The organism is Amycolatopsis sp. NPDC006131, assembly GCF_040614175.1.
GTDB lineage: Bacteria > Actinomycetota > Actinomycetes > Mycobacteriales > Pseudonocardiaceae > Amycolatopsis_E > Amycolatopsis_E tucumanensis.
In genome coordinates, this window is record NZ_JBEXTX010000108.1 from 1 (window position 1) to 25,907 (window position 25,907).

Sequence of the window (25,907 nt, forward strand, 5' to 3'; positions counted from 1 at the left end):
GCAGCCGTGTCAAGGCGGGAAAGAGTACCTTGACACGCCTGATCGGCGACTAAAAGCAGGCTGTGGATCGGGGGCGGGGGAGGTCTGGTTGGGGTGGTCGGTGGCGTTGCGTTGCCGGGTGGCGGGTTGTTAGTGCTGGGCGTGGTCCACTGGGAGGTCTTTGCCCCACGTGGTGTTCGGTGTTGCGCCGACCGTCACGGTGATCGAGCCGCCTCCGTTGATCACCTGCTCGGGTAGCCAGGACCTGTCGGTCGTCCTACCGTTCACCGACACCGACTGCACGTAGATGTTCGTCGCCGACGCTCGTGGGGCGCTCACCGTGATCGTCGGACCGTCGTCGCGCTTGATCCACGCCTTTTCGAACATCGGGCTGGACAACAGCATCTCCGCGCGGCTCGGGGTCTGCGGGTACATGCCCAGCGCGGCGAACACGTACCAGGCCGACATGGTGCCCAGGTCATCGTTCCCGGGCAGGCCGCTCGGGCCCGTCCGGTACACCAACGACGCCATCGCCCGGACCGTCTCCTGCGTCTTCCACGGCTGCCCCAGCCCGTTGTACAACCACGGCGTGTGGATGCCGGGCTCGTTCGTCGGGTCGTAGCGGAAACCGTCGCCGCCCGTGGCCCATGAACCGTCGGGGCGGTGGAAGAACGCGTCGAGCCGTGCCGCGGCCACCGACGGGCCGCCCATCGCCGCCGCCAGGCCGGACACGTCGTGCTGCACCATCCACGTGTACGTCGCGCTGGTGCCCTGCGCGAAACCCACATCGGACGTCGTCGAGAACGGCTGCACCCAGTTGCCGTTCTCGAGCCGGGCCTGCTGGTAACCGCCCTCGGGGGTGGCCGCCGGGTTGAACGTGTTGCGCCACCAGCTCGCCCGCGGCATCAGCTCGCGGTACTCGGCGCCGCGCCCCAGCCGCGACGCCCAGTCCGCCAAGGCGAAATCGGCGGTCGCGTCCTCCAGGGTCTCCGCCGCGCCGCCCCAGCAGTGGCAGGTGTCCTGCGGCGCGTACCCGAGCCGCTCGTACTCCGCCAGGTTCGGCCGCTGCCCCTCGCACTGCCCGGGGCAACCCGCGTCCGACAAGCCGGACGGGTGCGGCACCGTCGCCTGGCGCACCAGCGAGTCGAACGCGCCACGCACGTCGAAGTTCCGCACACCCATCGCGTAGAACCCGGCCAGCGTCGGCGCGGACGGGTCGCCGGTCATGACGTGCGTGGGGCCGTTGACGTGCACCCACCGGTCCCACACGCCACCGTTCTGCTGCGCCAGGTTGTACAGCGACTGCGCGAAGTCCCCCGCCACCCCGGGTTCCAGCAGCGCGAGCAGCTGCGTGTGCGCCCGGTACTGGTCCCAGCCGGAGAAGTTGCCGTACTGCGCCCGCTGCCCGCGCGCGAGCCGGTGCACCGCGAAGTCGCTGCCCAGGTAGGTGCCGTCGACGTCGCTGGCGATGTTCGGCTGCAGGAACGAGTGGTAGAGCGCGGTGTAGAACGTGGTGCGCTGGTCCTCGGTGCCGCCGGCGATCTCGATCGACCGCAGCTGCTTCGACCAGGCCTCCCGCGCGTCCGCGGCCACCGACTCGACGTCGTCCTTCGGCTTGACCTCGGCGGACAGGTTCTTCCGCGCCGCGTCGAGGCTCGTGTACGAAATGCCGACCTTCATCGTGACGTCGGTGTCCGCGAAACTGACGTAACCGCCTGATCCCCGGCCCGCGCGGTCGGCGCCGGTCGCGTAGCCCTCGCCGCCGCTCGCGGTCGTCGTGCCCGGCCGCAGCTGGTCGTTCACCCACGTGCCGGCGCCGGAAAACGCCTTGTCGAACGACGCCACGAAGTACAGGCGGTAGTAGCTCTTGCGGTTGTTGATCCCGCCGTTGGCGCGGCGGCCGCAGAACGCGCCGGTCAGCACGGAACCGGTGACCGTGCGGGTCGCCGGGTCGATGGTGATCTCGGCGTCCTCGCTGCCGTTGAGCGAGTTGGACACCCGGAACAGCAGGTTCGCGGTCTTGCCCGCGGGGAAGGTGAACTCGCCGACACCGGCCCGGGTGGTGACGGCCAGATCGGCGGTGGCACCCGAGTCCAGGCCGACGCGGTAGTGCCCGGGTTCGGCGAGCTCGTTGTCGTGGCTGAAGTTGCTCGCGTAGATCTCGTCGCGGGTGTCGGCGGTCGGCGAGGACGTCACGTCACCGGCGAACGGCATGATCGGCACGTCACCGGCGGCGCCGGGGTGGCAGCCCGCGCCGTTGACGTGGGTCAGCGCGAAACCTCGCACGCGCGGCGTGTTGTAGGCGTAACCGTTGGCGCCCGCGGCGTTCGTCTGGTCGCCTGCCGTGGTGGTCGGGCTCCACGAGATCATCCCGAAGGGCCGCACCGCCCCGGGATAGGTGTTGCCGCCGCCCGCGGAACCGATGAGCGGGTCGACGTAGCGGGCGGGGTCGGTGACCTTGGCGGGCGCCGCGTGAGCGGGCGGCGCGACGAGGAGGGAGCCGGCCATCGCGGCGGCCAGGAGGGTGCGGATCACACGAGGATCTCACCCGCTGGTGCTGTCCAGGACGTGAACGATCTTCGTCCTAGGGGTGATCCCTTCGGTACGCGGCGGGGGTGGTGCCCAGCCGGCCGCGCATCACCCGGGTCAGGTGCTCCTGGTGGGAGAACCCGCACCGCACGGCGACTTCGGGGATCGGCAGCGTGCTGCCACGCAGCAGCCGGCAGGCGTGCTCGACGCGCAGGCGCATCAGGTACCGGTGCGGGGTTTCGCCGGTCGCGGCCTTGAACCGGCGGGTGAACTGGCTGACGCTCAGCGCCGCGACGGCCGCGAGCTCCGCCAGCGGCAGCGGTTCCGCGAGCCGCTGCTCCATGAGCTCCCGCACCGCGGCGAGCTGCGTCCGGGACAGCGCGGCCGACTCCGGCTCCACGGCCGTCCCGTAGCGGTGCGCGAGGTGCGCCGCGAGCAGCCCGGCGAGGTGGTCGACGTAGGTCCGGGCCGTCGGCGTCCACTGCCGCAGCACGCCGTCCAGGCCCAGCATCACCTGCTCGGCCAGCGGATCGGCGACCACGACCTCCTCGCCGAGGCCGACCGGGCCACCGGCCGCGTCGCGCAGCACCGAGTCGGGCAGGTAGGCGTGCACGGTCCGCAGCTTCCCGCCGAGTTCCACGGTGAGATCGCGGCCGGCCGGGTGGAGGAACAGCCCGCCGGCGGGGATGTGCGCCACCTGGTGCCGCCCGCGGCGCACGGTCACCGGGCCGTCGAGGTGCAGGATCACCAGGTGGGTGCCCGCCGCGTCGAAGCTCGCGCGGTAGGGCGCTTCGGCCTGCGTCGAGACGTAGAGCCGGTCCCACCCGAGGCCCGCGCTGGAGCGGGCCGGGTGGATCCACGGCTGGCGCAGGATGCCGTTGGTGTCGGCCAGGCTCAGCTCGGGCACGCGTCCTCCTCGGCGTCGAGGTCGTGCCCAGTCTAGGTCGCCGTCAGGCGCGCGAAAGGTGGTGACGAGTCCGCGGAGCCGGAGCGGTCCGGATCTCCGGGCGGGCGGCCTCCAGCCGGCGGGCGGCCACCTCGCCGCGGATCCGGAGCGCGTCGCGGTCCTCGACGTCGAAGCTGCCGGACATCCGGGACGGCGCCTGGCGGCGGTGGTTGCGGTTGAGGCCCCACACGATCAGGGCGATGAGCAGGAGGAACATCAGCAATTCGGTCATGGCAGAAATTATTCGCTCCGCCAGAACCTGCCACGAGTGGCAGAACGGTCCTTGTCCGGCAAAATTCTGCCAGTTACTCTGACGGCATGCTCCGCACCGTGGCCGCCGTGCTGGTCGATCGTGCCGCCGTCTTCGAGTTCGGCGTCGTCTGCGAGGTCTTCGGCATCGACCGGACCGAGGACGGCGTGCCGCCCATCGAGTTCCGCGTGTGCGGCGAACGGCCGGGCGAACCCCTCCGGTCCGGCGTCGGCGTGCAGTTCATCCCCGAGCACGGCCTCGACGGGCTGGACGGCGCCGACCTGGTCGCCATCCCGGCGGCCGCCGTTCGCGACGACTACCCGCCCGCGGTGCTCGACGCCATCCGGCGGGCCCACGCGAACGGCGCCACACTCCTGACCGTCTGCAGCGGCGCGTTCCTGCTCGCCGCCACCGGCCTGCTCAACGGCCGCCCGTGCACCACGCACTGGAAGCACATCGACGAGTTCAAGCAGCGGTTCCCCGAGGCGATCCTCGATCCGGACGTGCTGTTCGTCGACGACGGCGACATCATCACCAGCGCGGGCACCGCGGCCGGGATCGACGCGAGCCTGCACTTCGTGCGCCGCGAACTGGGCTCGGCGGTGGCCACCGCGATCGCTCGCCGCATGGTCGTGCCTCCGCAGCGCGACGGCGGCCAGCGGCAGTTCGTCGAACTGCCCATGCCGGAGTCCACTGCGGACAGTCTGGAACCGGTGCTGACGTGGATGGTCGAGAACCTCGCCGAGGAGCACACGGTCCCGGCGCTGGCCCGGCGCGCCCAGATGTCGGAGCGGACCTTCGCCCGCCGGTTCGCCGGGGAAACCGGCACCACGCCGGTGAAGTGGCTGACCACGCAACGCGTCCTGCACGCCCGCACGCTGCTGGAGACCACCCGGCTGAGCGTCGAGGAGATCGCGCGCGAGTGCGGGTTCAGCACGGGAGCCCTGCTCCGGCACCACTTCCACCGGGTGATCGGGGTGTCCCCGCACGACTACCGGCGCACGTTCGCCGGTTCGTGAGGCATGCTGGGCCGCGTGGCCTATGACGTAACCGCAGTACGCAAGCACTTCCCGGCGCTCGACGAGGGCGCCGCGCACTTCGACGGCCCCGGCGGCTCGCAGGTGCCGGACGTGGTCGGCGAGGCCGTCGCCAGGACGTTGTGCGCCGCGATCGCCAACCGCGGTTCGGTCACCGCGGCCGAGCGTCGCGCCGACGCGATCGTCGCCGAGGCGCGCCAGGCCGCCGCCGACCTGCTCGGCGCGCAGCCCGGCGGTGTCGTGTTCGGGCGCAGCATGACCCAGCTGACCTACGACTTCTCCCGCGCGCTGGCGAAGACCTGGCAGCCTGGCGACGAGGTCGTGGTGACCCGCCTCGACCACGACGCGAACATCCGGCCGTGGGTGCAGGCGGCGGAGGCGCGCGGGGTCGCGGTGCGGTGGGCGGACTTCGACCCGGCGAACGGTGAGCTGCCGGTCGAGGCTGTGACCGGGTTGCTGTCGGACCGCACCCGGCTGGTGGCGGTGACCGCGGCGTCCAACCTGCTCGGCACGCGCCCGGACATCCCGGCGATCGCCGCGGCGGTGCACGAAACCGCGGCGCTGCTCTACGTCGACGGTGTGCACCTCACGCCGCACGCGCCGGTCGACGTCACGGCGCTGGGCGCGGACTTCTACGGCTGCTCGCCGTACAAGTTCCTCGGCCCGCACCTGGGGCTGGTCGCGGCCGCGCCCGAGCTGCTGGAGACCCTGCACCCGGACAAGCTGGCGCCGTCCACGAACGCGGTGCCGGAGCGGTTCGAGCTGGGCACGCTGCCGTACGAACTGCTCGCCGGGACCACCGCGGCGATCGACTTCCTGGCGGACCTGGTGCCCGGCGACGGCACCCGGCGGCAGCGGCTGCTGCGGTCGCTGACCGAGCTGGAGGAGCACGAGCAGGCCCTGCTCGACCGGCTCGACGCGGGCCTCGCGGACATCCCCGGCGTGACCCGGTACGGCTCCCCCACCCGGCGCCGCACGCCCACCGTCCTGTTCTCGGTCGAGGGTGTGCCGTCGCAGGTGGTCTACGAGCGGCTCGGCGCGCAGGGCGTGAACGCGCCCGCGGGCAGCTTCTACGCGCTGGAATGCTCTCGCCACCTGGGGCTCGGCGACACCGGAGCGGTCCGGGCCGGCATCGCGCCCTACACGACGGCCGCCGAGGTCGACCGGCTTCTCGACGGGGTCCGGAGCCCTTGACCGGGCGAGGTGCACAGGCGTGACGGCGAGCCTGTGCACCTCGCACAGTGACCGGGGCGTTGGCGCTGTTTACGGTGCTGGGAACCGTTTCCTCTCCGGATAAGGAGGTCGGCATGGCCTCGTCAGTCGGTGTCGACGACTACGCCCTCACCAGAGTCCCGGACAGCGCCCGCTACTCGTGGTGGTCCGTCGCGATCCAACGGTTCGGCCAGGTGTCCGCGCTGTCGCAGTTCCTGCTCGGCGCGACCGTCGGCTTCGGGATGGGCTTCTGGCAGGCGTTCCTCGCGTTCACCCTGGGCTCGGTCATCCTCGAGCTCATCACGATCCTCGTCGGCGTGATCGGCATGCGCGAAGGCCTGTCGACCTCGATGATCGCCCGCTGGACCGGCTTCGGCCGCGGCGGGTCGGCGCTGATCGGGCTCGCGATCGGGATCAGCCTCATCGGCTGGTTCGGCATCCAGTCCGCGGTGTCGGCGCAGGGCCTCGTCTCGCTCATCGGCGGCCTGCCGGAGTGGGCGTGGGCGCTGGTGTTCGGCCTGGTCGTGACCGCGATCGTGGTGCGCGGCTTCCACTCGATGGCGTGGACGGCGTACCTGACCGTGCCCGCGTTCCTGATCCTGGTCGGCTGGTCGATCATCTCCGAGCTGTCCAGCCACGACGTCGGCGCGCTGGTGTCGTCGGCGCCGCCAGGTCCGCAGCTCAGCCTGTTGGAGGGCACGACGCTCGTCGCAGGCGGGTTCATCGTCGGCGCGGTGATCACGCCGGACATGACGCGGTTCAACCGCACCACCGGCGACGTGGTCAAGCAGACCCTGGTCGGCATCACGCTCGGCGAGTACGTGATCGGCATGGCCGGTGTGCTCCTGGCGCACGCGGTGAAGTCGGCCGAGATCACCACCATCGTCACGTCGTCGGTCGGCTGGGTCGGCCTGCTGATCGTGATCGCCGGGACCATCAAGATCAACGACTGGAACCTGTACTCGTCCGGGCTCGGCGTCGTGAACTTCATCGGCACCGTGTCCGGCCGCAAGGCCCACCGCGGCCTGATCACCGCGGTGCTCGGCATCGTCGGCAGCGTCCTCGCGGCGGCCGGGATCCTCGGGGCGTTCAGCGACTTCCTCACCCTGCTCGGCGTCGCGTTCCCGCCGATCGCCGGGATCATGGTGGCCGAGTACTTCGTGGTCAAGAAGTGGCGCGGCGAGCTGGAAGCCGCCCGCGCCAAGGGAACCGTGCCCGAGGACGCCCCGGTGTGGGTGCCCGCCACGATCGTGGTCTGGGTCGCCTCCGCGTTGATCGGCAAGTTCGTCGAGTGGGGCCTGCCCAGCATCAACTCGCTCGTCGTGGCCTTCCTGCTCTACGTGATCGCCGGGAAGCTCGGCCTCATCCGGGGTGTCGGCCGCAGCCGCACCGCCGACGCCGACCCGGTTCCCGCCGTCTAAGAAAGGAAATCCCAGTGCGCATCGGCATCGACGTCGGCGGCACCAACACCGACGCGGTCCTGCTGGACGGGCGGCAGGTGCTCGCCTCGATCAAGACCAGCACCACCGAGGACGTCACCTCCGGCATCGTCGCCGCGATCAACGGCCTGCAGCAGCAGCGCGCGTTCGACCCGGCCGCGGTGCAGGCGGTGATGATCGGCACCACGCACTTCATCAACGCGCTCGTCGAGGCGCACCGGCTCGCGCCGACCGCCGCGGTGCGGCTCAGCCTGCCCGCCGGCGCGTCGCTGCCGCCGATGGTGGACTGGCCGCAGCGGCTGGTCGACGCGGTGTCCGGGCGCAGCTACCTGGTGCACGGCGGGCACGAGTTCGACGGCCGCCACATCGCCGAGCTCGACGAGTCCGAGCTGCGCAAGGCCGCGGAGGACATGGGCGCCAACGGGGTGCGCAGCGTCGCGATCACCTCGGTCTTCTCCCCGGTGAACGCCGAGTTCGAGGCGCGCGCGGCGGAGATCATCGCCGCCCAGCTGCCGGACGTGGCGATCTCGCTGTCCCACGAGATCGGCCGCATCGGGCTGCTGGAGCGGGAGAACGCGACCGTCATCAACGCCGCGCTGCGGGAACTCGCCGCGCACATCGTGGACGGCCTGGCCGCGTCGGTGTCCGGCGCGGGCATCACCGCGCCGCTGTACCTGAGCCAGAACGACGGCACGCTGATGGACGTCGACTTCGCCCGCCGCTACCCGGTGGCGACGTTCGCGTCCGGCCCGACCAACTCGATGCGCGGCGCCGCCGTGCTGTCCGGTTTGGACACCTGCGCGGTGGTCGACGTCGGCGGCACGACCAGCGATGTCGGCGTGTTGCGGCAGGGCTTCCCGCGCGAGGCGACCACGGACGTCAGCGTCGCCGGGATCCGCACCAACTTCCGCATGCCGGACGTGCTGTCGATCGGCATCGGCGGCGGCAGCCGGGTCCGCGGCGGCGCGGGTGACGTCACGGTCGGGCCGGACTCGGTGGGCTACGAGCTGACCTCGAAGGCCCTGGTCTTCGGCGGGGACACGCTCACCGCGACCGACATCGCGGTGGCCGCGGGCCGCGCCGAGATCGGCGACCCGAGCCTGGTCGCCCACCTCGACCGCGACCTGGTGCGGGCCGCGCTGGAGAAGATCGCGGCGGACGTCTCCGACGTCGTCGAGCGGATGCGCACCTCGGCCGAGCCGCTGCCGGTGGTCGCGGTCGGCGGTGGGTCGGTGCTGCTGCCGGACGAGCTGGCCGACGCGGGCAAGGTGCACCGGCCGGAGAACTACGCGGTCGCGAACGCGATCGGCGCGGCCATCGCGCAGATCGGCGGCGAGGTCGATCGGGTGTACGCGATCGAGCCGGGCCGCCGTGAAGCCGTGGTGGAGGAGGCGAAGCAGGAAGCCGTGGACCGCGCCATCGCCGCGGGGGCAAGCCCGGCCTCGGTCGGGATCGTCGACTTCGACGAGGTGCCCATCCCCTACCTGCCCGGCAACGCCACCCGCATCCGGGTCAAGGCCGTCGGCGACCTGCAGCTGGGAGCGTGACGATGCGCGAGATCACGATCGACCACCTCGACGACATCGCCCGCGGCGCCGCGATCCTCGGCACCGGCGGCGGTGGCGACCCCTACATCGGGCGCCTGCTGGCGTCCTCCGCGGTCCGCGACCACGGCCCGGTCGAGCTGGTGCCGCTGGAGGAGGTCGGCGACGACGCCGTGGTCCTGCCCGTCGCGATGATGGGCGCACCCACGGTGATGGTCGAGAAGCTGCCCTCGGCCGAGCAGGTCGGGCTGGCCGCCCGCACCCTGGCCACCTACCTGGGCAAGGAGCTGACCCACATCGCGTGCGCCGAGGCCGGCGGGGTCAACTCGCTGATCCCGGTGGTCGCGGCGGCGCAGCTGGGCCTGCCCCTGGTGGACGCCGACGGCATGGGCCGGGCGTTCCCCGAGCTGCAGATGGTGCTGCCCACGCTGTACGGCATCCGCGCGACCCCGATGTCCATCGCCGACGAGAAGGGCAACCGCGGCGTCCTGGACACGGTGGACAACCACTGGGCGGAGCGGCTGGCGCGGTCGGCGACGATCGACATGGGCTGCTCGGCGATGATCAGCAACTACGCGATGTCCGGTGCGCAGGCCCGCGAATCGCTGGTGCCCGGCACCCTCAGCCTGTGCGCCGAGCTGGGCGTCGCGGTGCGGCAGGCGCGAGCCGAACACGCCGACCCCGTCGCCCGCGTGGTCGAGCGGCTGGGCGGCCGCAAGCTGTTCACCGGCAAGGTCGTCGACGTCGCCCGGCGGACCGTCACCGGCTTCGCCCGCGGTGAGGCGAAGCTGTCCGGAATGGACGGTGACGCGGGCAGCGAGATGGTGCTGAAGTTCCAGAACGAGCACCTGGTCGCCGAGCGGGACGGCGTCGCGCAGGCGTCCGTGCCGGACCTGATCTGCTGCCTCGACCGCGAATCGGGCGAAGCCGTGACGACCGAGGGCCTGCGGTACGGCCAGCGCGTCACGGTCATCGCCGCGCCCGCGGACCCGCGCTGGCACACGCCGGAGGGCATCGAGCTGGCGGGGCCGCGGTACTTCGGCTACGACCTCGACCCGGTCGGGGTGCCCGCGTGAGCTGGACACTGACCGAGGACCACCTCGAAGATCTCGCGCGCGGCGCGGCCGTGCTCGGCACCGGGGGCGGCGGCGACCCGTACGTGGGCAGGCTGCTGGTGCGGCAGGCCATCCGCGAACACGGGCCGATCACGATCCTCGATCCGTCCGAGGTCGGCGACCACGAACTGGTCGTGCCGACCGCGCAGATGGGCGCGCCGACCGTCGTGCACGAGAAGCTGCCCAGCGGCGCGGAACCCGTGCTGGCGCTGCGCACGCTGGAGAAGCACCTGGGCAAGCGGGCGAGCGCGACGATGCCGATCGAGTGCGGCGGCATCAACTCGATGATCCCGCTGGTCGTCGGCGCACGGCTGGGCCTGCCGGTGGTGGACGCGGACGGGATGGGCCGCGCGTTCCCCGAGCTGCAGATGGAGACCTTCGGCGTCTACGGCGTGCCCGGGTCGCCGATGGCGATCGGCGGTGAGCGCGGCGAGACGACGGTGATCGACACCGGGACCGACAACAAGCGGATGGAGTGGCTGGCACGCGGCGTCACGATCCGGCTCGGCGGGGTCGCGCACATCGCCGAGTACGCGATGAGCGGCGCGGAGGTCAAGCGCACCGCGGTGCCGCGCACGTTGTCGCTGGCGCTGACGGTGGGCCGCACGATCCGCGAGGCGCGGGAACGCAACCTGGACCCGATCGCGGCCCTGTCCGAGGCGTTGCGCGACACGCTGTACCGGAACCTGCGGGTGCTGTTCCGCGGCAAGGTGTCCGATGTGGAGCGCCGCACCGAGGCGGGGTTCGCGCGTGGGCGGGCGCAGGCGGTGTCGTTCGACGGCGAGCACAAGCTGGAGCTGCTGTTCCAGAACGAGCACCTGCTGGCCCTGGTCGACGGCGAGGTGCGGTGCCTGGTGCCGGACCTGATCTGCGTGCTGGAGTCCGAGTCGGCCGAGCCGATCACGACCGAGACGCTGCGCTACGGCCAGCGGGTCGTGGTGGTCGGCATCTCGACGCCGGACCTGATGCGCACGCCGGAGGCGCTGGCCACGTTCGGGCCGGCCGCGTTCGGGTTGTCCTACGAGTTCACGCCGGTGGAGGAGTTGGTATGAGCTTGGCGGATCGGGTCGTGGTGATCATCGGCGGCGGTTCGGGCATCGGGTTCGAGGTGGCGCGGCGGGCGGTCGACGCGGGAGCTCAGGTGTTCCTGGGCGGCCGCACCGCGTCCACGCTGGCGGCCGCGGCGGCGAAGATCGGCGCGCGGTGGCACGTCGTGGACAACACGGACTCCGACTCGCTGGCCGAGTTCTTCGGCGCCGTGCCACGCGTGGACCACCTGTTCACGCCCGGCGCGTCGTACCGGACCGGGCCGATGCGCGAGTTGTCCGACGAGGACGCGGCGAGCCCGTTCGTGACGAAGTTCTGGGGCCAGTACCACGCGGTCAAGCACGCGGCGCCGAAGCTGTCGCGCGACGGTTCGGTGGTGCTGATGTCCGGCGCGGCGAGCGTGCGGCCACCCGGACCCGCGCCCGCCTACGTCGCGTGCAACGCGGCGATCGAGGGGCTCGGCCGCGGGCTGGCGGTGGAGCTGGCGCCGGTGCGGGTCAACGTGGTCGCGCCCGGCACGATCGACGGGAACCTGTGGTCGCAGCGGCCGGCGGACGTCCGCGAGGCGAGCTTCGCGCAGTACCGCTCGGACACGGTGCTGCACCGCGTCGGCACCGAGTCCGAAGTGGCCGACGCGGTGCTCTACCTGTTCGGCGCTACCTTCACGACGGGCTCGACGCTCTACCCGGACGGCGGCTACTCGTTCCGGTAGGGCCGTTGGTCGGGTGTTTTTCGGCCGTCCGTGAGGTTGACTCTCCCGGATGAGAGCAGCACTCGCATCGGCCGCCGCCGTCGCCGCGATCCTGGCGACGGCGGCCCCGGCCTCGGCCATCAACTCCTACAACGCGACCCCGGCGCCCGAGCGCACCGAGGTCGGCGCGCTCGTCGCGACCTGGGACAACGACGCGAACCCAGCCACGCCGGACCGGGTGGACTGGGTGTGCTCGGGCACCATGGTCGACCGCGACACCTTCCTCACCGCGGCGCACTGCACCAGCGACTGGCCCGCCGGCGTGCGGTTCTTCGTGTCGCTCGACCAGGACGTGCAGTCCGGCCTCGACGCCGCCGCCCAGCAGTACCCGGGCGATCCCGCGGCGGTGGCACGGGCGGTCGCGGTGGAAGGCGTGGCGCACTCCGACCCGGCCTACCCGGGCAACTCGGCGGACGCGCACGACATCGCGGTCATCCAGCTGCCCGCGCAGCAGGTCGCCGCCCGGTGGTCGTTCACTCCCGCGCGGTTGCCCACCGCCGGGCAGCTGGACCAGCTCGGTCCGCGCGGCCTGAACAGCACGCCGTTCGTGGTCGCCGGCTACGGGACGCAGGAGGCGGTCAACGGCCCCGGCGGGCAGACCCACCCGGGCGGCGGCGTCCGGATGAAGGCGCCGGTCACCTTCGACGCGCTCAACAAGACGTGGGTGCGCCTGGCGATGACCGCGCCGCAGGGCAACGGCGGCGCCTGCTACGGCGACTCCGGCGGGCCGAACTTCGCCACGATCGGCGGCACGCGGACCCTGGTGTCCACGACGATCACCGGTGACGCGCCCTGCTACGCCACCAACGTGACCTACCGCCTGGACACCCCGTCCGCGCGCACGTTCCTGGCGCCGTTCACCGCGCTGCCGTAGGCACCCGGTACTCGCTGTCCCGCCGGTCGGTGATGAACATGTGCCCCGGCGAGTGGGTGATCGCGAACGGCGGCTTCGACGCCATCAGCGCCGCCTGCGGGGTGACCCCGCACGCCCAGAACACCGGCACGTCACCGGGTTCCGCCTCGACCGGGTCGCCGAAGTCGGGGCGGGACAGGTCGGCGATCCCGAGCCCGGCGGGGTCGCCGACGTGCACCGGCGCGCCGTGCACCGCGGGCATCGCGCCGCTGATCGCGATCGCCTCGTCGACCCGGCCTGCCGGGATCGGGCGCATCGACACGACCATCGGGCCGTGCAGCCGCCCGGCAGGCCGGCACTCGCGGTTCGTCACGTACATCGACACGTTGCGGCCCTGCTCCAGGTGCCGCAGCGGGATCCCGGCCGCGAGCAGCCCGGTCTCGAACGTGAAGCTGCACCCGATCGAAAACGCGACCAGGTTCTCCTGCCACAGGCCGCTGACGTCGTCCACCTCCTCGGCCAGCTCGCCGTGCCGCCACACGCGGTAGCGCGGCAGGTCGCGGCTCAGGTCGGCGCCGGGGGCGAGCGTGGTCGCGGTGCTGCCCGGGTCGGTGACGTCCAGGACCGGGCACGGCTGCGGGTTGCGCTGGCAGAACAACAGCACGTCGTAGGCCCAGTCGCGCGGCACCGCGATCAGGTTGGTCTGCGTGAAACCGGTCGCCCACCCCGACGTCGGCGCCACGGTTCCGGCGCGGAACGCCGCGCGCGCCTGTTCCGGGGTCATGGTGGCTGGATCGTCTACCCTGGTCATACCTCCAGCTCAGCACATGAAGGCAAGCATGCGCATCACCGCGGCGGACGTGCCCGCACTCGAACGGGGCGTCGCGCTGCTCGGGTCGGGCGGTGGCGGCGACACGATGACGGCCGCGGCGCTGCTGCGCCAGCTCGTCACGCACGGGCGTGAACCGGACATCTCCGGCGCGCTGGATCCGTCCACACTCGTGATGCCGGTGGGAATCGTCGGCGCGACCGCCGCCTTCACCGAGAAACTGCCCAGCGGGGCGGAGTTCACGACCGCGGTGTCGGCGATCGAACGCTGGACCGGGGCCCGCGCCGGCGCGCTGGTGTCGATCGAGATCGGCGGGCTCAACGGGCTGATGCCGTTGGTCGCCGCGGTCGAGCTGGGCCTGCCGTGCGCCGACGCGGACCTGTCCGGGCGCGGGCTGCCGAGGCTGGACCAGCTCTCCATCGCGGCGACCGGCCGCGGGCTGGCGCCTGCCGCGCTCGCCGAGCCCGGCGGTCAGGTGCTGGTGCTGGCGGCCGGCTCGGACGATTCGGTCGAGCGCGGCGCCCGCGCGTTCCTGGCCAGTTCCGGCGGCTGGGCGGCGATGGCGTTCGCCGCGGTGCCCGCGGGCGAACTGCCGCAGTGCGCGGTGATGGGCAGCGTCACCGGCGCGCTCGAACTGGGCAGGCGGGTGCTCGCGGCCGGGGAGGGCCCGGAGCCGGACCGGCTCGCCGAGGCCTGCGGCGGGCGGGTGCTCGCGATGGGCCGCGTGCTCGAGGTGTCCCGGCACCCCGGTCCCGGAGCGCACGGCCGCGCCGGCTTTGGCCGCGGCAGCGCGACGCTGACCGACCACCGCACCGGCGCGCTGCTCCGGCTGGAGATGGAGAACGAGTACCTGCTGGCGCTGCGGGACGGCCATCCGGTGGCGTCCACCCCGGACGTGCTGGCCGTGGTCGACCACCGCACCGGCGTTCCGGTGCCCTGCGACGGGATCCGCGCCGGGATCGAGGTCGACGTGCTGCAGCTCGCCGCGGCGCCGTTCTGGACCGACCCGCGGCGGCTGCCGGTGCTGCGGCCACGCGCGTACGGCATCGACTCGGACCCGGTGCTCGCATGATCCTGCGCCGCCTGCTGGCCCTGCCGTCGTGGGCCGGTGTCCGGGTCGCCGCGGGCGAATCCGGGTTGGACCGTCCACTGGAGACCGTGCGGGCCACCCTCGACGCCGGGGACAGCCCCGGCCAGGGCGAGCTGCTGGTGCTGGCCCGGGAACTGCGTGGCACGGACTGGCAGATCGACGCCCTGCTGCGGCGCGGGGCGGACAGCGGCGCGGCGGGCCTGCTCCTGCCGGAGGTCGAACCGCTGACCGCGACCCGGCTGCTGGCCGACCGGCTCGCGATGCCGCTGCTGGTGACGTCGGCCCGGCCGCTGGACCTGCTCGTCGACGCCCGCCTGATGCTCGCCGCGCCGGAACTGGACCGCGCGAACCTCGTGCTGGCGACGCACCGGGCGCTCGGCGAACGGCTACGCTCGCCGGAAGAGGTGGTCACCGCGCTGCGCGGGCTGCTGCGGTCGCCGGTCGCGTTGCTCGACGACCGGGGCGAGCCGGTGGCCGGGGAACTGGCGTCGGCCGGGCGGATCCGCGTCGGCGAGCCGGTGCCGCAGCGGGTGGACCTCGACGACGGCGTGCTGCTGGCGCACCCCGCGCTGCTGGCCGGGCCGGTGTTGTGGGTGGCGGCCGAGCTGACCGGCGCGGAGGCGGCGCGGGCGGACGTGGTGCCGCCGGCGCTGGCGGTCGCGGCCGGCGCGGTGCAGCGGTGGCTGCTGGCGAACCGGCTGGAGCTGGAACGGGACGCCCGGTCGCGCACCGCGCTGCTCGGCGACCTGCTGCGGCTGGACGCCGAGCCCGGCGCGGACCTGCGCCGCCGGGCGGCCGACGCCGGGTGGCGGCTGGGCGGCTGGCACGTCGGGCTGCGCATCGGCGTCGCGTCCAGTGTGGACACGGTGGCGCGGACGACCGAGGTGGTGCGCGCGCTGCGGGCCGAGCAGATCGCCGCGGTGGTGGTCGAGCACGGCGACGGGTGGACCGGGTGGGTGACGTTCGACCAGGAGCCGACGGCCGAGCGGGTCCGCACGCTGGCCGCCGGGCTGCGGAAGGCGCACAAGGCGCTGCGGCGCACGCTCGGCGCGCACCTCGGGGTCGGCCGCCCGCACCCGCGCCCGGACGGCCTGGCCGCGACGATCGCCGAGGCCACCGACGCCGCGCGCCTGGCCGCGACCCGCCCGGAGTCGGGGCACTTCCTGCACGTCGACCAGCTGGGCATGGCGCAACTGCTGCTGGAGTGGACGCGGACGGACACCTTCGAGCCGGCGGCCCGCGCGCTGGTCGCCCCGCTGCGCAACGCGCCCGGTGACCTGGTGCGCACGCTGGCGGTGTACCTGGACGCGGAGTCCTCGATCGCGGAAACCGCGGCGGTGCTCGGCGTGCACCGCAACACGGTCACCGCGCGCGTCGCCCGGATCGAGCAGCTGCTCGGGGTGGACCTGTCCCGCCCGGACGACCGGCTGGCCCTGCACCTGGCCTCCCGGGCCATCACCCTGGCCGACTGAGCGGGACCGGTCAGCCGTCCGCGTCGAGTTTGGCCAGCAGGCGGTCCAGCTGTGCCAGTTCGTCGGCGTCGAGCGCGGCGAAGAACGGGGGCGGCTCGCTCAGGATGCGGTTCGCCGCGGCCGCCATCTCGGCGCCCGCGGGCGTCACCGTCACCAGCTTGCGGCGGCGGTCCTCCGGGTGCACCGTCCGCGACACCAGCCCGCGCTGCTCCAGGTCGTCCACCACGACCGTCGTGTAGGGACGGTCGGTGTCCAGGAGCTCGGCGAGCTCACCCAGGGTCAGCGGGCCGGGCACGAGCCGCCGCAGGGCCTTGGCCTTGAAGAAGCTCAGCCCGAGCGTGTCGGCGACCAGTCTGCGCCGGTCGTGCCGGTGCAGCACCAGGTCCTGCATCCGTTCCCAGACCCGCTCCGCGGCGGTCACGTCCGCGCCCCGGCCGGCTCGTCGAACAGCACCGTCGCCCGCCGGGCCGTCCCCATCGCCCACGGGGACGTCGTCAGCACGCCCAGTGCCATCACCACCACGCCGCATCCGGCCATGATCCACCACGCGATGTGGCTAGCCGCGGGAAAGCCCGTCGTGAACCCGCCGGTGATGTGCGTCGTGACCACCGCGCCGAGCACCGCGACCCCGAGTGACGCCCCGATCTGCCTGCTCGTCGACGCCACCGCCGCGGCCACCCCGGCCTGCGCGCGCGGCATGCCGGACACCGCGGTGTTGGTGATCGGCGGGTTGAGCATCCCGAACCCGGCGCCGAACACGACGTAGGCCACCACCAGCCACCCGATCCCGGTCTCCGCGCCCAGCCGGGTCAGCAGCACGCCGCTCACCGCGAGCCCCAGTCCCCCGGCCACCAGCGGGATCCGCGAGCCGCGCGCGGCGACCAGCCGCCCGGACAGCGGCGCGAGCGCGAAGATCGCCAGCGCGCTGGGCAGCGTCAGCAACCCGGCGTGCAGCGGCGTGAACCCGCGGACGCTCTGCAGGTACAGCGCGTTGAGGAACAGGAACCCGCTCAGCCCGGCGAACCCGCACACCGCGATCACCGTCGCCCCGGAGAACGGCGCGCTCGCGAAGAACCGCGGGTCCAGCAACGGCTCCGCCCGCCGCCGCTCGTAGACGACGAGCCCGGCCGCGGCGGCGACCGCCACCACGAAGCACGCCACGGTCAGCCCGGACAGCCAGCCGTGGTGCGGCGCTTCGATGATCCCGTACGTCAAGCTCGCCAGCGCCACCACGACCAGCAGCTGCCCGACCGGGTCCAGCCGCCGCGCCCGTGGCGCCTTCGACTCCGGCACGAACAACGCGGTCAGCACGAGCGCGGCGACCCCGACCGGGATGTTGATCCAGAAGATCGACCGCCACCCGACGGCGTCCACCAGCAGCCCGCCGACCACCGGGCCCAGCGCCATGCTCAGCCCGACGACCGCGCCCCAGATCCCGATCGCGCGCGCCCGTTCCCGCGCGTCGGTGAAGGTGTTGGTGATGATCGACATGGCGACCGGGTTCAGCATGCTGCCGCCGACCGCCTGCACCATCCGGAAGGCGATGAGCAGCCCGATGTTGGGCGCGACGCTGCACAGCAGGGAGCCGAGCGTGAACAGCACCAGCCCGGCCTGGAACGTGCGCCGCCGCCCGATCCGGTCGGCGGTCGAGCCGGACAGCATCAGCAGGCTGGCCAGCACCAGCGTGTAGGCGTCGATCGTCCACTGCAGACTCGACACGCCGGCGGAGAAGTCGCGCTCGATGGACGGCAGCGCGAGGTTGACGATCGTGGTGTCCATCGAGACGACGAACAGGCTCAGGCAGCAGATCGCCAGCACCAGGAGCCGACGTCGCTGGGACAGTTCCGGCACACGCACCCCAAACGTTGTACTTCTATAACAGTTTTGACTGTACAACTTTCTGGCCAGCGGAACCACTGTGACTTCCGACGCCCCTGGACTTGAATCATCGAATGATTTAACGTTCGGAGCGCACGTACTCGACGGAGAGGAACAGGCTCGTGACGGGGCAGAGGCGCAGCGCGGCGTGGTTCGGGGCGACCGGCCGCGCGGGGATGATCTACCGGTCCTGGATGCGCAACCAGGGCTTCGGGGCCGAGGTGTTCGACGGCAGGCCGGTCATCGGCATCGCGACCAGCGCGTCGGAACTGGCGCCGTGCAACGCGCACCTGACCCGCGTGGCGGAGGCGGTCAAGCGCGGGGTGTGGCAGGCGGGCGGGTTCCCGCTGGAGTTCCCGACGATGGCCACCGGCGAGACGCTGATGCGCCCGACCGCGATGCTCTACCGCAACCTGATGGCGATGGAGGTCGAGGAGCTGATCCGCGCCAACCCGCTCGACGGCGTGGTGCTGCTCTCCGGCTGCGACAAGACGACCCCAGCGATGCTGATGGCCGCCGCGAGCGTCGACCTGCCCGCCGTGATGGTCACCGGCGGCCCGATGCTCAACGGCAAGTACCGCGGCACGGACGTCGGCTCCGGCACGCACGTCTGGAAGTTCGAGGAGGAGCTCAAGGCCGGGCGCATGACCCAGGAGGAGTGCTTCTTCGCCGAGGGCTGCATGGCGCGCTCGAACGGGCACTGCATGACGATGGGCACCGCGTCGACGATGGCGTGCATGGCCGAGGCGCTGGGCATGCAGCTGCCCGGCTCGGCGACCTGGCCCGCGGTCGACGCGCGGCGGTTCGAGATCGGGCAGGCCGCCGGGCAGCGGATCGTGGAGATGGTCGAGGAGGACCTGCGCCCGTCGCAGATCCTCACCCGCGAGGCGTTCGAGAACGCGATCCGGGTCAACGCCGCGATCGGCGGGTCGACGAACGCGATCATCCACCTGCTCGCGATCGCCGGGCGCGCCGAGGTCGACCTCACGCTCGACGACTTCGACACGCTCATCCGCGAGGTCCCGACGCTGGTGAACCTGATGCCGTCGGGCAAGTACCTGATGGAGGACTTCTGCTACGCCGGCGGCCTGCCGGTGGTGATGCGGCAGCTCGCCGAAGCCGGTCTGCTGCACACCGGCAGCGTTTCGGTGACCGGCAAGCCGGTCGGTGAGAACGTGGCCGGAGCGGAGAACTTCAACACCGACGTGATCACCACCGTCGAGGAGCCGTTCCAGCCGGCCGGCAACGGCACCGCGGTCCTGCGCGGCAACCTGTGCCCGGGTGGCGCGGTGATCAAGCAGTCGGCCGCGTCCCCGCACCTGCTCAAGCACCAGGGGCGGGCACTGGTGTTCGACACGGTCGAGGACTACCACGCCGTCGCCGACGACCCTGACCTCGACGTGGACGAGACGAGCATCCTGGTGATCCGCGGCGCCGGGCCGAAGGGCTACCCGGGCATGCCGGAGGTCTCGAACGTCGCGCTGCCCGCCAAGCTGCTGAAGGCGGGCGTGACGGACATGATCCGGATCTGCGACGGGCGGATGAGCGGCACCGGGTACGGCACGGTCGTGCTGCACGTGACGCCGGAGTCCGCGGCGGGCGGGCCGCTCGCGCTGGTGCGCACCGGCGACCTGATCACGCTGGACGTGGCGGCGCGGACGCTGAACGTCGAGGTGTCCGACGAGGAGCTGGCCGCGCGGCGGGCGTCCTGGCAGGCGCCGGAATCGCCCTACACCAGCGGGTACACGTGGCTCTACACGGAGCACGTGCTACAGGCCGACCAGGGCGCGGACTTCGACTTCCTGCGCGGATCCCGGGGCCACTCGGTCCCGCGCGATTCGCACTAGGTCGCGTCGAGGCAGCAGGCGACGAAGTCGGCGACGACCGGGTTGTCGTCGTCGGCCGGGTGCCAGGCGATGCCGACGCGGGTGGGGCTGAGGCCGCGCACCGCGCGGTAGACGATGCCCGGCCGGGCGTAGAAGCGGGCGGCCGATTCGGGGGCGAGCGCGATGCCGTAGCCGTTGGCGATCGCGCTCAGCCACTCGTCCGGCTGGTCGGTCACCGCGCCGATGCGCGGCTCGCCCTCGCGTTCGTCCGCGCCCAGCCAGTGGTCGCGCCACCAGCCGGTCTCGGCCGGGGCGGCGACGTACGGTTCGTCCCACAGCTCGCGAAAGTCGATCTCGTCGCGGCGGGCGAGCGGGTGGGAGGCGGGCAACGCGACCCAGCGGGGTTCGCTGAGCAGCTCCCGCACGCGGAGTTCGTCCTGGCCGGGGAACGGGAGGCGCAGCAGCGCGACGTCGACGTCGGCCGCGGCCAGTCCAGCGGTCGGGTCCGACCAGGCGGCCTGCCGCATGTCGACCCGCCACCCCGGACGGCGGCGGCCGAACGCGGCGATGATGGCCGGCGTCGCCTCGTTGGCGGCGCTGGCCAGGAAGCCGACGCGCAGCACGCGCTTGCCGGCCGCGCGGGTCTCGCGGCAGGCGCGGTCCCACCCGTCGAGCAGGGCGGGCACCCGGTCCGCCAGCACCCGGCCGGCGTCGGTGAGGGCCATCCCGTGGCGGGAGCGGGTGAACAGCGTCGTGCCGAGCTGCGCTTCGAGCTGTTTGATCTGCTTGGTGAGCGCGGGCTGGGACACGAAGAGCCGCTCCGCCGCGCGCGTGAGGTGCCCCTCCTCGGCGACGGCGGCGAAGTAGCGGAGCAGGCGCGTGTCCACGTCCATGCCTTCAGGTTATGAGAGCAGGTATTGGACGCGCCGCGGCCGCCGCGGCGAACCTGGTGGTCATGTACGTGACGGTGACTGTGCTGACGATCGTGCTGAACGCCGCGATCGCGATCGCGGACTTCGCCAGAGCGCGGTTCGTGCTGGCGAACTCCGCGGCGGTGGACGTGCCGGAGTCGTGGCTGCCGCTGCTGGGGGCGCTGAAAGCCGCCGGTGCCGTGGGGCTGCTGATCGGGCTGCTGGGGGTGCGGTGGATAGGGATCGCCGCGGCGGCCGGGCTGGTGTTGTTCTTCACGGGCGCGTTGGTGGCGCATGTGCGTGCCAGGGTGTTCGGCAACATCGCGGTGCCGGGACTGTTCCTGACCCTCGCCGCGACGAGCCTCGCGCTCAGCCCGTGAGCCGCAGCGGTGGGGTCGGGGCGGCCCGCACTGAAAGCCGCCGATGCCCCGGGCCGCTGATCGGACTGCGCTGGATCAGACTCGCCGCGACCTCCGGGCTGGTGTGCTCTTCACCGGGGCGCTGGTCGCGCACGTACGGGCCAGTGTCACGACAACATCGCCGTGCCCGCGCTGTTCCTGGCCCTCGCCGAGACGAGCCTCGCACTCACCCCGTGAGCCACAGCGTGCCGGAATCGTGGCTGCCCGCCCTGGGGCGCTGAAAGCCGCCGATGCCCCGGGCCGCTGATCGGACTGCGCTGGATCAGACTCGCCGCGACCTCCGGGCTGGTGTGTTCTTCACCGGGGCACTGGTCGCCCACGTGCGCACTGCTCGGGGTGCGGTGGATCGGGATCGCCGCGGCGGCGGGGCCGGCATTGTTCTTCCTCGCGGCGCTCATCGCGCGTGCGCGCGCCCGGGATTCAGCAACATCACCGTGCCGGGTTGTTCCTCGCCCTCGCGCTGAGGGACCCGGGCGTCAGCAGACCGCCGGGGTCGGCAGGACGCCCGGCGGTCCGCCCGCCCCTCAGCCCTTGAGCTGAGGCAGCACCTTCGACGACCAGGCGTCGAAGAACTTGTCCTGCTCCGGGCCGATCTGCGACACGTACACCTCGTCGAACCCGGCGTCGGCGAACTGGCGCACCGCCTGCGCGTGCGCGTCAGCCTCCGGGCCGCACGGGATCTGACCCGCGACCTGCTCCTCGGTCACCACCGGCACGGCCTGTTCGAAGTCCCGCGGCGTCGGCAGGATCCGGCCGAGGCTGCCGGGCAGCAGGTCGCTCGCCCACAGCCGGTGCGCGGTCTCCCTCGCCTCCTCCGCCGAATCGGCCCAGCACACCTTGAACCCGCCCTGGATCGGCCCCCGCCCGCCGGCTTCGCGGTAGGAGTGGACGAGCTCGCCGTCGGGCATCACCGTGGCGAAACCGTCCGCGATCTTCGCGATCCGGCGCGCCGTCTTCGGCCCGAACGCCGACACGTAGATCGGCACCGGCTGCTCCGGCAGCGTGTAGATGCGCGCCTGCTCGACCGTGTAGTGCTTGCCGTAGTGGGTGACCTGCTCGCCGGTGTGCAGCTTGCGGATCACCTCGACGGCCTCCTCCAGCATCTCCAGCCGCCGCGAGCCGGGCGGCCACGGATCGCCGAAGATGTGCTCGTTGAGCGCCTCACCCGAGCCGACCCCGAGCACGAACCGGCCCTCGCACTGCACGGCCGCCGTCGCCGCGGCCTGCGCGATGATCGCCGGGTGGATGCGCACCGTCGGGCAGGTCACCGCCGTCGTGATCGGCAACGAGACCGCCTGCGACAGCGCGCCGATCACCGACCACACGAACGGGCTGTTGCCCTGCTCACCGGTCCACGGGTGGAAGTGGTCGGAGATCCACAACCGCTCGAACCCGGCCTGTTCCGCCTTCTTCGCCTGTTCCACCAGCTCGCGAGGCCCGTGCTCTTCGCTGGACAGGAAGTATCCGACGCTCACCATGTGCCGGGGCTACCCGCGGAGCTCAACCCTCACGCACCGCGGCGAGCGGTTCGAACCCGGACATCTCCAGCACCCGCCGCACGGGTGACACGGGCGCGACGACCAGGTCCAGCTCCATCTGCAGCACCTTGAGCCGCCCGGCGAGGGTGAACAGCACACGCAGGCCCGAACTGTCCAAATAGGTCACGTCCGTGAGGTCGATCGAGACGCGCATGGCGTCGTTGTCGATCGCGGTGAAGATCTGGTCCTGGACGGTGGACGCGTTCGCGAGGTCGATCTCGCCGCTGACCCGCAGCAGGACGTGACCGCCGTCGTTTTCGGCGTCGACGGTGGCCGACGTCATTCCGCGGGCCCGATCGTGCGGCGGATCATGACTTCCGTCCCGTGCGCGTGGTGGTCGATGCGGACCTCGTCCCCGCAGCGGTGCATCAGCAGCGTTCCCCGGCCACGGTTCTCGCCACGCGGCGGTCGCCAGCGGCCCTCGTCACACACGGTCGCGATCACGTCCTGCCCCCGCAGTTCAATCCGCACCTTGATCACGCCGCCGGCGGGCCCGTAGGCGTGCTCCACGGCGTTCGAGGTGGCCTCGCCGACCGCGACCAGCAGGTCGGCCGTGGCGTCCGCGCTCGCGCCGACGACGGTCAGCCACCGCCGCATCGCGGACCGGACCTCCTTCAACGACTCCGGCACCGCCGGCACGGTCATCTCCAGCGGGCCGACGTCCGCGCCGTTCTGGCGGCGCACGGCCAGCAGCGCCACATCGTCGTCCGGGGTGTCCTCGCCGATCAGCTCGGCCATCACGTCGGCGCAGACGGTCTGGGCCTGACCCGGGCGCACGGCGGCGCACAGGCGGTCGAGCCCGTCGTCGAGTGCGACGCCACGCCGCTCGACCAGGCCGTCGGTGTAGAAGCAGACCACCGAGCCCGGCGGCATCTCGGTCACCGTGACGCGGCGGCGCACGTCTCGCAGGGCGCCGATCGGCGGGTCGACGGCGACGTCGAGCAGCCTGGCCCGTTCGCCCTCGCGGCCCTGCACGGGCACCAGGTGCCCGGCCGAGGACACGTGCAGGCGCTCGAAGTTCGGCTCGATCAGCGCGTACAGCACGGTGGCCATCATCCCCGGCTCGAAGTGCTGCATCTTGCGGTCGAGGTTGGCGAGCACTTCGGCGGGGTCGCCGCCCTCCAGCGCGAAGGCCCGCAACGCGCTGCGCATCCGGCCCATGACGATCGCCGCGGGCAGGCCGTGCCCGACCACGTCGCCGATCACCACGCCGAGCCAGCCGTTGGGCAGGAGGAACACGTCGTACCAGTCGCCGGCGATGGCGCCCTCGTCACCGGGCACGTACCGCGCGGCGAGTTCGAGGCCGGGCACGGCGGGCAGCTGGGTCGGCAGGAGGCTGCGCTGCAGCTCGGCGGCCGCCGCGCGCTCGGCCTTGGAGCGCTGGGCGTGGGCGGCGAGCGCTATCCGGTCGGCGGCCAGCTGGAGCAGCTCGACGTCCTCCGGCGTGAACTCCCGCGGCGAGAGCGAGCCGACGTGCAGCACGCCCAGGGCCTCGCCGCCGACCAGCAACGGGACGCCCAGCAGGGTCTGCAGGCCCTTCTCCCAGAGCAGCCGGTTGACCACCGTCGTCGAGTCGACGCGCTGCAGCTGCACCGGCTCGCGGCGGGCGACGACCTGCCCGGCGAAGCCCTTGCCGACCGGCACCCGGACGCCCTGCGCCACCTCGGTCTCGATGCCGCGCGCCGCGACCGCGACCAGCTCACGACCGCCCGGTTCGAGCAGCAGCACGGCGGCGGTGTCGGATCGCAGGACCTGGCGGACGCGGTCCAGGAGCTCGGTGAGCAGGTCCTCGGTGGCCAGGTGGGCGAGCGCGCTGTCGCTGACGAGACCGATGCGCTGGAGCTTGTGTTCAGCTTCCAGTCGCGCGCTGGCCGATGTGGACATGATGCGAGACTAGCCCCTGCCCAGGTCGGAGAAACCTGTGGTTTCCGAGGATTCGGGTCATTCCCGCCACGGTTCCGCCTGAGTTGCCGGGGCGAGCAGGGTCGACGATACCGCAGGCCAGGCGGTGCTGTCCGGGTCGATCAACGCGAAATGGCCCGCATTGGGGAGGACGATCAGACGCGCACCGGGGTGGACTTCCCGGTAGGCGCGGGAGAGCCCCGGGGGAACCACCTCGTCCGCGTCGCCGTGCACGAGCACGACGGGCCCGGCCGGCGACGGCAGCCGCGCCGGGTCGAGTCCGTCCGGCGGGACGTCGCCGAGGAACGCGCGGGCGGCGCCGTCGCCGAGGCCGAGCCGCGTGGCCAGGGCGAGGTCGGCGACCGGCGCCAGCCCGACGGTGGCGGTGAGGCCTGGTGGGGGCGCGGTCGCCGCGGCCAGCAGGGCGAGGTGGCCGCCCGCGGAATGCCCGGTCAGGACCACCCGGCCGTCGAACTGCCCGGCGAGTTTCACCGGCAGGTCACGCAGCGCGGCGGCGACGTCGGCGGCGGCGAGGCGGGGCTCGCCGGGGACGCGGCGGTACTCGATCGAGAGGACGTTCGCGCCCGTCCGTGCCAGGGCCGACGCCATCGGCCGGGTGTGCAGCCGGTCGTAGGCGGGCCGCCAGAAGCCCCCGTGGACGACGACGATCAAGGGCGCGTCCGGGCGGCCCAGCCAGTGGTCGGCGACGTGGTCGGGCTCCGGGCCGTAGCGGAGCTGCCCGTCCGGCTCCGGCGCCGGGCGGGTGAGGACCGAACGATCTTCCGCCATCGGCCGGCCGCCTCCACAAAATCACTCGTTCGGGTGGCGCGAGGGTGTCCCGCGCCATGGGCTCGGTTTTGCCGGGCTCGGTTTTGCCGGGCCGGTGTTGCGGGCCCGCGTCGGCGGGCCGAGGTTGCGGCTGTCGCGGGCCGGTCCTGCGGTCGGCGCTGCGGGCGTCATGTTGTGGGCCGGTCTGCCGGCCCGTGCTGGTGTTGCGACTCGGCCTTGCGGCCGACTATGCGCCCAGTGTTGCGGCCCGGCCTTACGGCCGAGTGTTGCGGCCCAGTCCTGCTACCTGGCGTTGCGGCCCGGCTTCACAGCCGGGCCGGTGTTGGCCCAGTGTTGCAGCCCGAACCTGCGCCCCGGCCTTGCGGCCGGCCCCGCGGCCCGACTCTGCGACCCGGCCTTACGGCCGAGTGTTGCGGCCCAGTCCTGCTACCTGGCGTTCCGGCCCGGCCTCGCAGCCCGGCCGGTGTTGGCCCAGTGTTGCAGCCCGAACCTGCGCCCCGGCCTTGCGGCCTACTGCCGCCGTGCGGCGTGGATCGCGCCGAGGTTCTTCG

Annotated in this window: 23 protein-coding genes; 12 read left to right on the top strand and 11 right to left on the bottom strand. The window is 72.7% G+C overall.

Annotated features, from left to right (window positions below; genetic code table 11):
- Window positions 1-129: 129 nt before the first annotated feature.
- Genes ABZ215_RS35550 through ABZ215_RS35560 form a run of 3 tightly spaced genes read right to left on the bottom strand, consistent with a single transcriptional unit; the run spans window position 130 to window position 3,686 of the window.
- Window positions 130-2,514 (bottom strand): GH92 family glycosyl hydrolase, encoded by a 2,385-nt coding sequence (locus ABZ215_RS35550; RefSeq protein WP_354954777.1) that lies wholly within the window; start codon window positions 2,512-2,514, stop codon window positions 130-132.
- A 49-nt stretch (window positions 2,515-2,563) separates the two neighbouring features.
- The gene (locus ABZ215_RS35555) at window positions 2,564-3,415 is read right to left on the bottom strand and encodes an AraC family transcriptional regulator (RefSeq protein ID WP_020417725.1); all 852 of its coding nucleotides are present in this window, start codon (window positions 3,413-3,415) and stop codon (window positions 2,564-2,566) included.
- A 43-nt stretch (window positions 3,416-3,458) separates the two neighbouring features.
- Window positions 3,459-3,686, bottom strand: a complete 228-nt coding sequence (locus ABZ215_RS35560) for a hypothetical protein (protein WP_237337704.1) — start codon at window positions 3,684-3,686, stop codon at window positions 3,459-3,461.
- A gap of 86 nt (window positions 3,687-3,772) precedes the next feature.
- Here ABZ215_RS35560 and ABZ215_RS35565 point away from each other — a divergent pair, with 86 nt between their 5' ends.
- The 8 genes from ABZ215_RS35565 (at window position 3,773) to ABZ215_RS35600 (ending at window position 12,723) form a co-directional block, all read left to right on the top strand.
- The gene (locus tag ABZ215_RS35565) at window positions 3,773-4,723 is read left to right on the top strand and encodes a helix-turn-helix domain-containing protein (protein WP_354954779.1); all 951 of its coding nucleotides are present in this window, start codon (window positions 3,773-3,775) and stop codon (window positions 4,721-4,723) included.
- A gap of 15 nt (window positions 4,724-4,738) precedes the next feature.
- Window positions 4,739-5,935, top strand: coding sequence for a cysteine desulfurase-like protein (locus ABZ215_RS35570; protein ID WP_354954781.1), 1,197 nt, complete (start codon window positions 4,739-4,741; stop codon window positions 5,933-5,935).
- Window positions 5,936-6,048: 113 nt separating this feature from the next.
- A complete protein-coding gene (locus ABZ215_RS35575) occupies window positions 6,049-7,374 on the top strand; it encodes a cytosine permease (RefSeq protein ID WP_354954783.1) in 1,326 nt (441 codons plus the stop codon).
- 14 nt (window positions 7,375-7,388) lie between these two features.
- A complete protein-coding gene (locus ABZ215_RS35580) occupies window positions 7,389-8,939 on the top strand; it encodes a hydantoinase/oxoprolinase family protein (protein ID WP_237337708.1) in 1,551 nt (516 codons plus the stop codon).
- Window positions 8,936-10,012 carry a DUF917 domain-containing protein gene (locus ABZ215_RS35585; RefSeq protein WP_354954785.1) on the top strand — a complete coding sequence of 359 codons (1,077 nt, stop codon included), beginning with the start codon at window positions 8,936-8,938 and terminating at the stop codon, window positions 10,010-10,012. The genes ABZ215_RS35580 and ABZ215_RS35585 overlap by 4 nt, the downstream gene beginning before the upstream one ends.
- A complete protein-coding gene (locus ABZ215_RS35590; protein ID WP_354954787.1) occupies window positions 10,009-11,103 on the top strand; it encodes a DUF917 domain-containing protein in 1,095 nt (364 codons plus the stop codon). The genes ABZ215_RS35585 and ABZ215_RS35590 overlap by 4 nt, the downstream gene beginning before the upstream one ends.
- Window positions 11,100-11,810, top strand: coding sequence for an SDR family oxidoreductase (locus ABZ215_RS35595; RefSeq protein WP_354954789.1), 711 nt, complete (start codon window positions 11,100-11,102; stop codon window positions 11,808-11,810). Before ABZ215_RS35590 ends, ABZ215_RS35595 begins: the two co-directional genes overlap by 4 nt.
- Window positions 11,811-11,859: 49 nt before the next feature.
- Window positions 11,860-12,723: a trypsin-like serine protease gene (locus ABZ215_RS35600; RefSeq protein ID WP_020417716.1), complete on the top strand. Its 864-nt coding sequence runs from the start codon at window positions 11,860-11,862 to the stop codon at window positions 12,721-12,723.
- On the opposite strand, the gene ABZ215_RS35605 is transcribed toward ABZ215_RS35600, so the two are convergent.
- Complete coding sequence (locus ABZ215_RS35605) at window positions 12,707-13,486, bottom strand: putative hydro-lyase (RefSeq protein WP_020417715.1); 780 nt, start codon at window positions 13,484-13,486, stop codon at window positions 12,707-12,709. The two genes, ABZ215_RS35600 and ABZ215_RS35605, sit on opposite strands and share 17 nt — an antisense overlap.
- Window positions 13,487-13,541: 55 nt before the next feature.
- Here ABZ215_RS35605 and ABZ215_RS35610 point away from each other — a divergent pair, with 55 nt between their 5' ends.
- Together ABZ215_RS35610 and ABZ215_RS35615 are read left to right on the top strand one after the other, a co-directional pair.
- Entirely contained in the window at window positions 13,542-14,603 is a 1,062-nt protein-coding gene (locus ABZ215_RS35610) for a DUF917 domain-containing protein (protein WP_354954791.1), read from the top strand.
- On the top strand, window positions 14,600-16,093 hold the full coding sequence (locus ABZ215_RS35615; protein WP_354954793.1) for a helix-turn-helix domain-containing protein: 1,494 nt from the start codon (window positions 14,600-14,602) through the stop codon (window positions 16,091-16,093). The genes ABZ215_RS35610 and ABZ215_RS35615 overlap by 4 nt, the downstream gene beginning before the upstream one ends.
- Window positions 16,094-16,103: 10 nt before the next feature.
- On the opposite strand, the gene ABZ215_RS35620 is transcribed toward ABZ215_RS35615, so the two are convergent.
- Both ABZ215_RS35620 and ABZ215_RS35625 read right to left on the bottom strand, forming a co-directional pair.
- Window positions 16,104-16,514 carry a MarR family transcriptional regulator gene (locus ABZ215_RS35620; protein WP_354954795.1) on the bottom strand — a complete coding sequence of 137 codons (411 nt, stop codon included), beginning with the start codon at window positions 16,512-16,514 and terminating at the stop codon, window positions 16,104-16,106.
- Window positions 16,511-17,944 (bottom strand): MFS transporter, encoded by a 1,434-nt coding sequence (locus ABZ215_RS35625; RefSeq protein ID WP_354954807.1) that lies wholly within the window; start codon window positions 17,942-17,944, stop codon window positions 16,511-16,513. The genes ABZ215_RS35620 and ABZ215_RS35625 overlap by 4 nt, the downstream gene beginning before the upstream one ends.
- 149 nt (window positions 17,945-18,093) lie before the next feature.
- On the opposite strand from ABZ215_RS35625, the gene ABZ215_RS35630 reads away from it, so the two are divergent.
- Window positions 18,094-19,818 (top strand): IlvD/Edd family dehydratase, encoded by a 1,725-nt coding sequence (locus tag ABZ215_RS35630; RefSeq protein ID WP_354954797.1) that lies wholly within the window; start codon window positions 18,094-18,096, stop codon window positions 19,816-19,818.
- On the opposite strand, the gene ABZ215_RS35635 is transcribed toward ABZ215_RS35630, so the two are convergent.
- Window positions 19,815-20,690, bottom strand: coding sequence for a LysR family transcriptional regulator (locus ABZ215_RS35635; protein ID WP_354954799.1), 876 nt, complete (start codon window positions 20,688-20,690; stop codon window positions 19,815-19,817). The genes ABZ215_RS35630 and ABZ215_RS35635 overlap by 4 nt on opposite strands.
- Window positions 20,691-20,752: 62 nt before the next feature.
- Between ABZ215_RS35635 and ABZ215_RS35640 the strand changes: the two genes are divergently transcribed.
- A complete protein-coding gene (locus ABZ215_RS35640) occupies window positions 20,753-21,088 on the top strand; it encodes a DoxX family protein (RefSeq protein WP_237337717.1) in 336 nt (111 codons plus the stop codon).
- A 563-nt stretch (window positions 21,089-21,651) separates the two neighbouring features.
- Here ABZ215_RS35640 and ABZ215_RS35645 read toward each other — a convergent pair.
- Genes ABZ215_RS35645 through ABZ215_RS35660 form a run of 4 tightly spaced genes read right to left on the bottom strand, consistent with a single transcriptional unit; the run spans window position 21,652 to window position 25,356 of the window.
- On the bottom strand, window positions 21,652-22,605 hold the full coding sequence (locus ABZ215_RS35645; protein WP_354954801.1) for a TIGR03557 family F420-dependent LLM class oxidoreductase: 954 nt from the start codon (window positions 22,603-22,605) through the stop codon (window positions 21,652-21,654).
- Between the two features lie 22 nt (window positions 22,606-22,627).
- Window positions 22,628-22,948, bottom strand: a complete 321-nt coding sequence (locus tag ABZ215_RS35650; protein WP_020417706.1) for an STAS domain-containing protein — start codon at window positions 22,946-22,948, stop codon at window positions 22,628-22,630.
- On the bottom strand, window positions 22,945-24,549 hold the full coding sequence (locus tag ABZ215_RS35655) for a SpoIIE family protein phosphatase (protein ID WP_354954803.1): 1,605 nt from the start codon (window positions 24,547-24,549) through the stop codon (window positions 22,945-22,947). The genes ABZ215_RS35650 and ABZ215_RS35655 overlap by 4 nt, the downstream gene beginning before the upstream one ends.
- A 57-nt stretch (window positions 24,550-24,606) precedes the next feature.
- Window positions 24,607-25,356 (bottom strand): alpha/beta fold hydrolase, encoded by a 750-nt coding sequence (locus tag ABZ215_RS35660; protein WP_354954805.1) that lies wholly within the window; start codon window positions 25,354-25,356, stop codon window positions 24,607-24,609.
- Window positions 25,357-25,907: the final 551 nt, after the last annotated feature.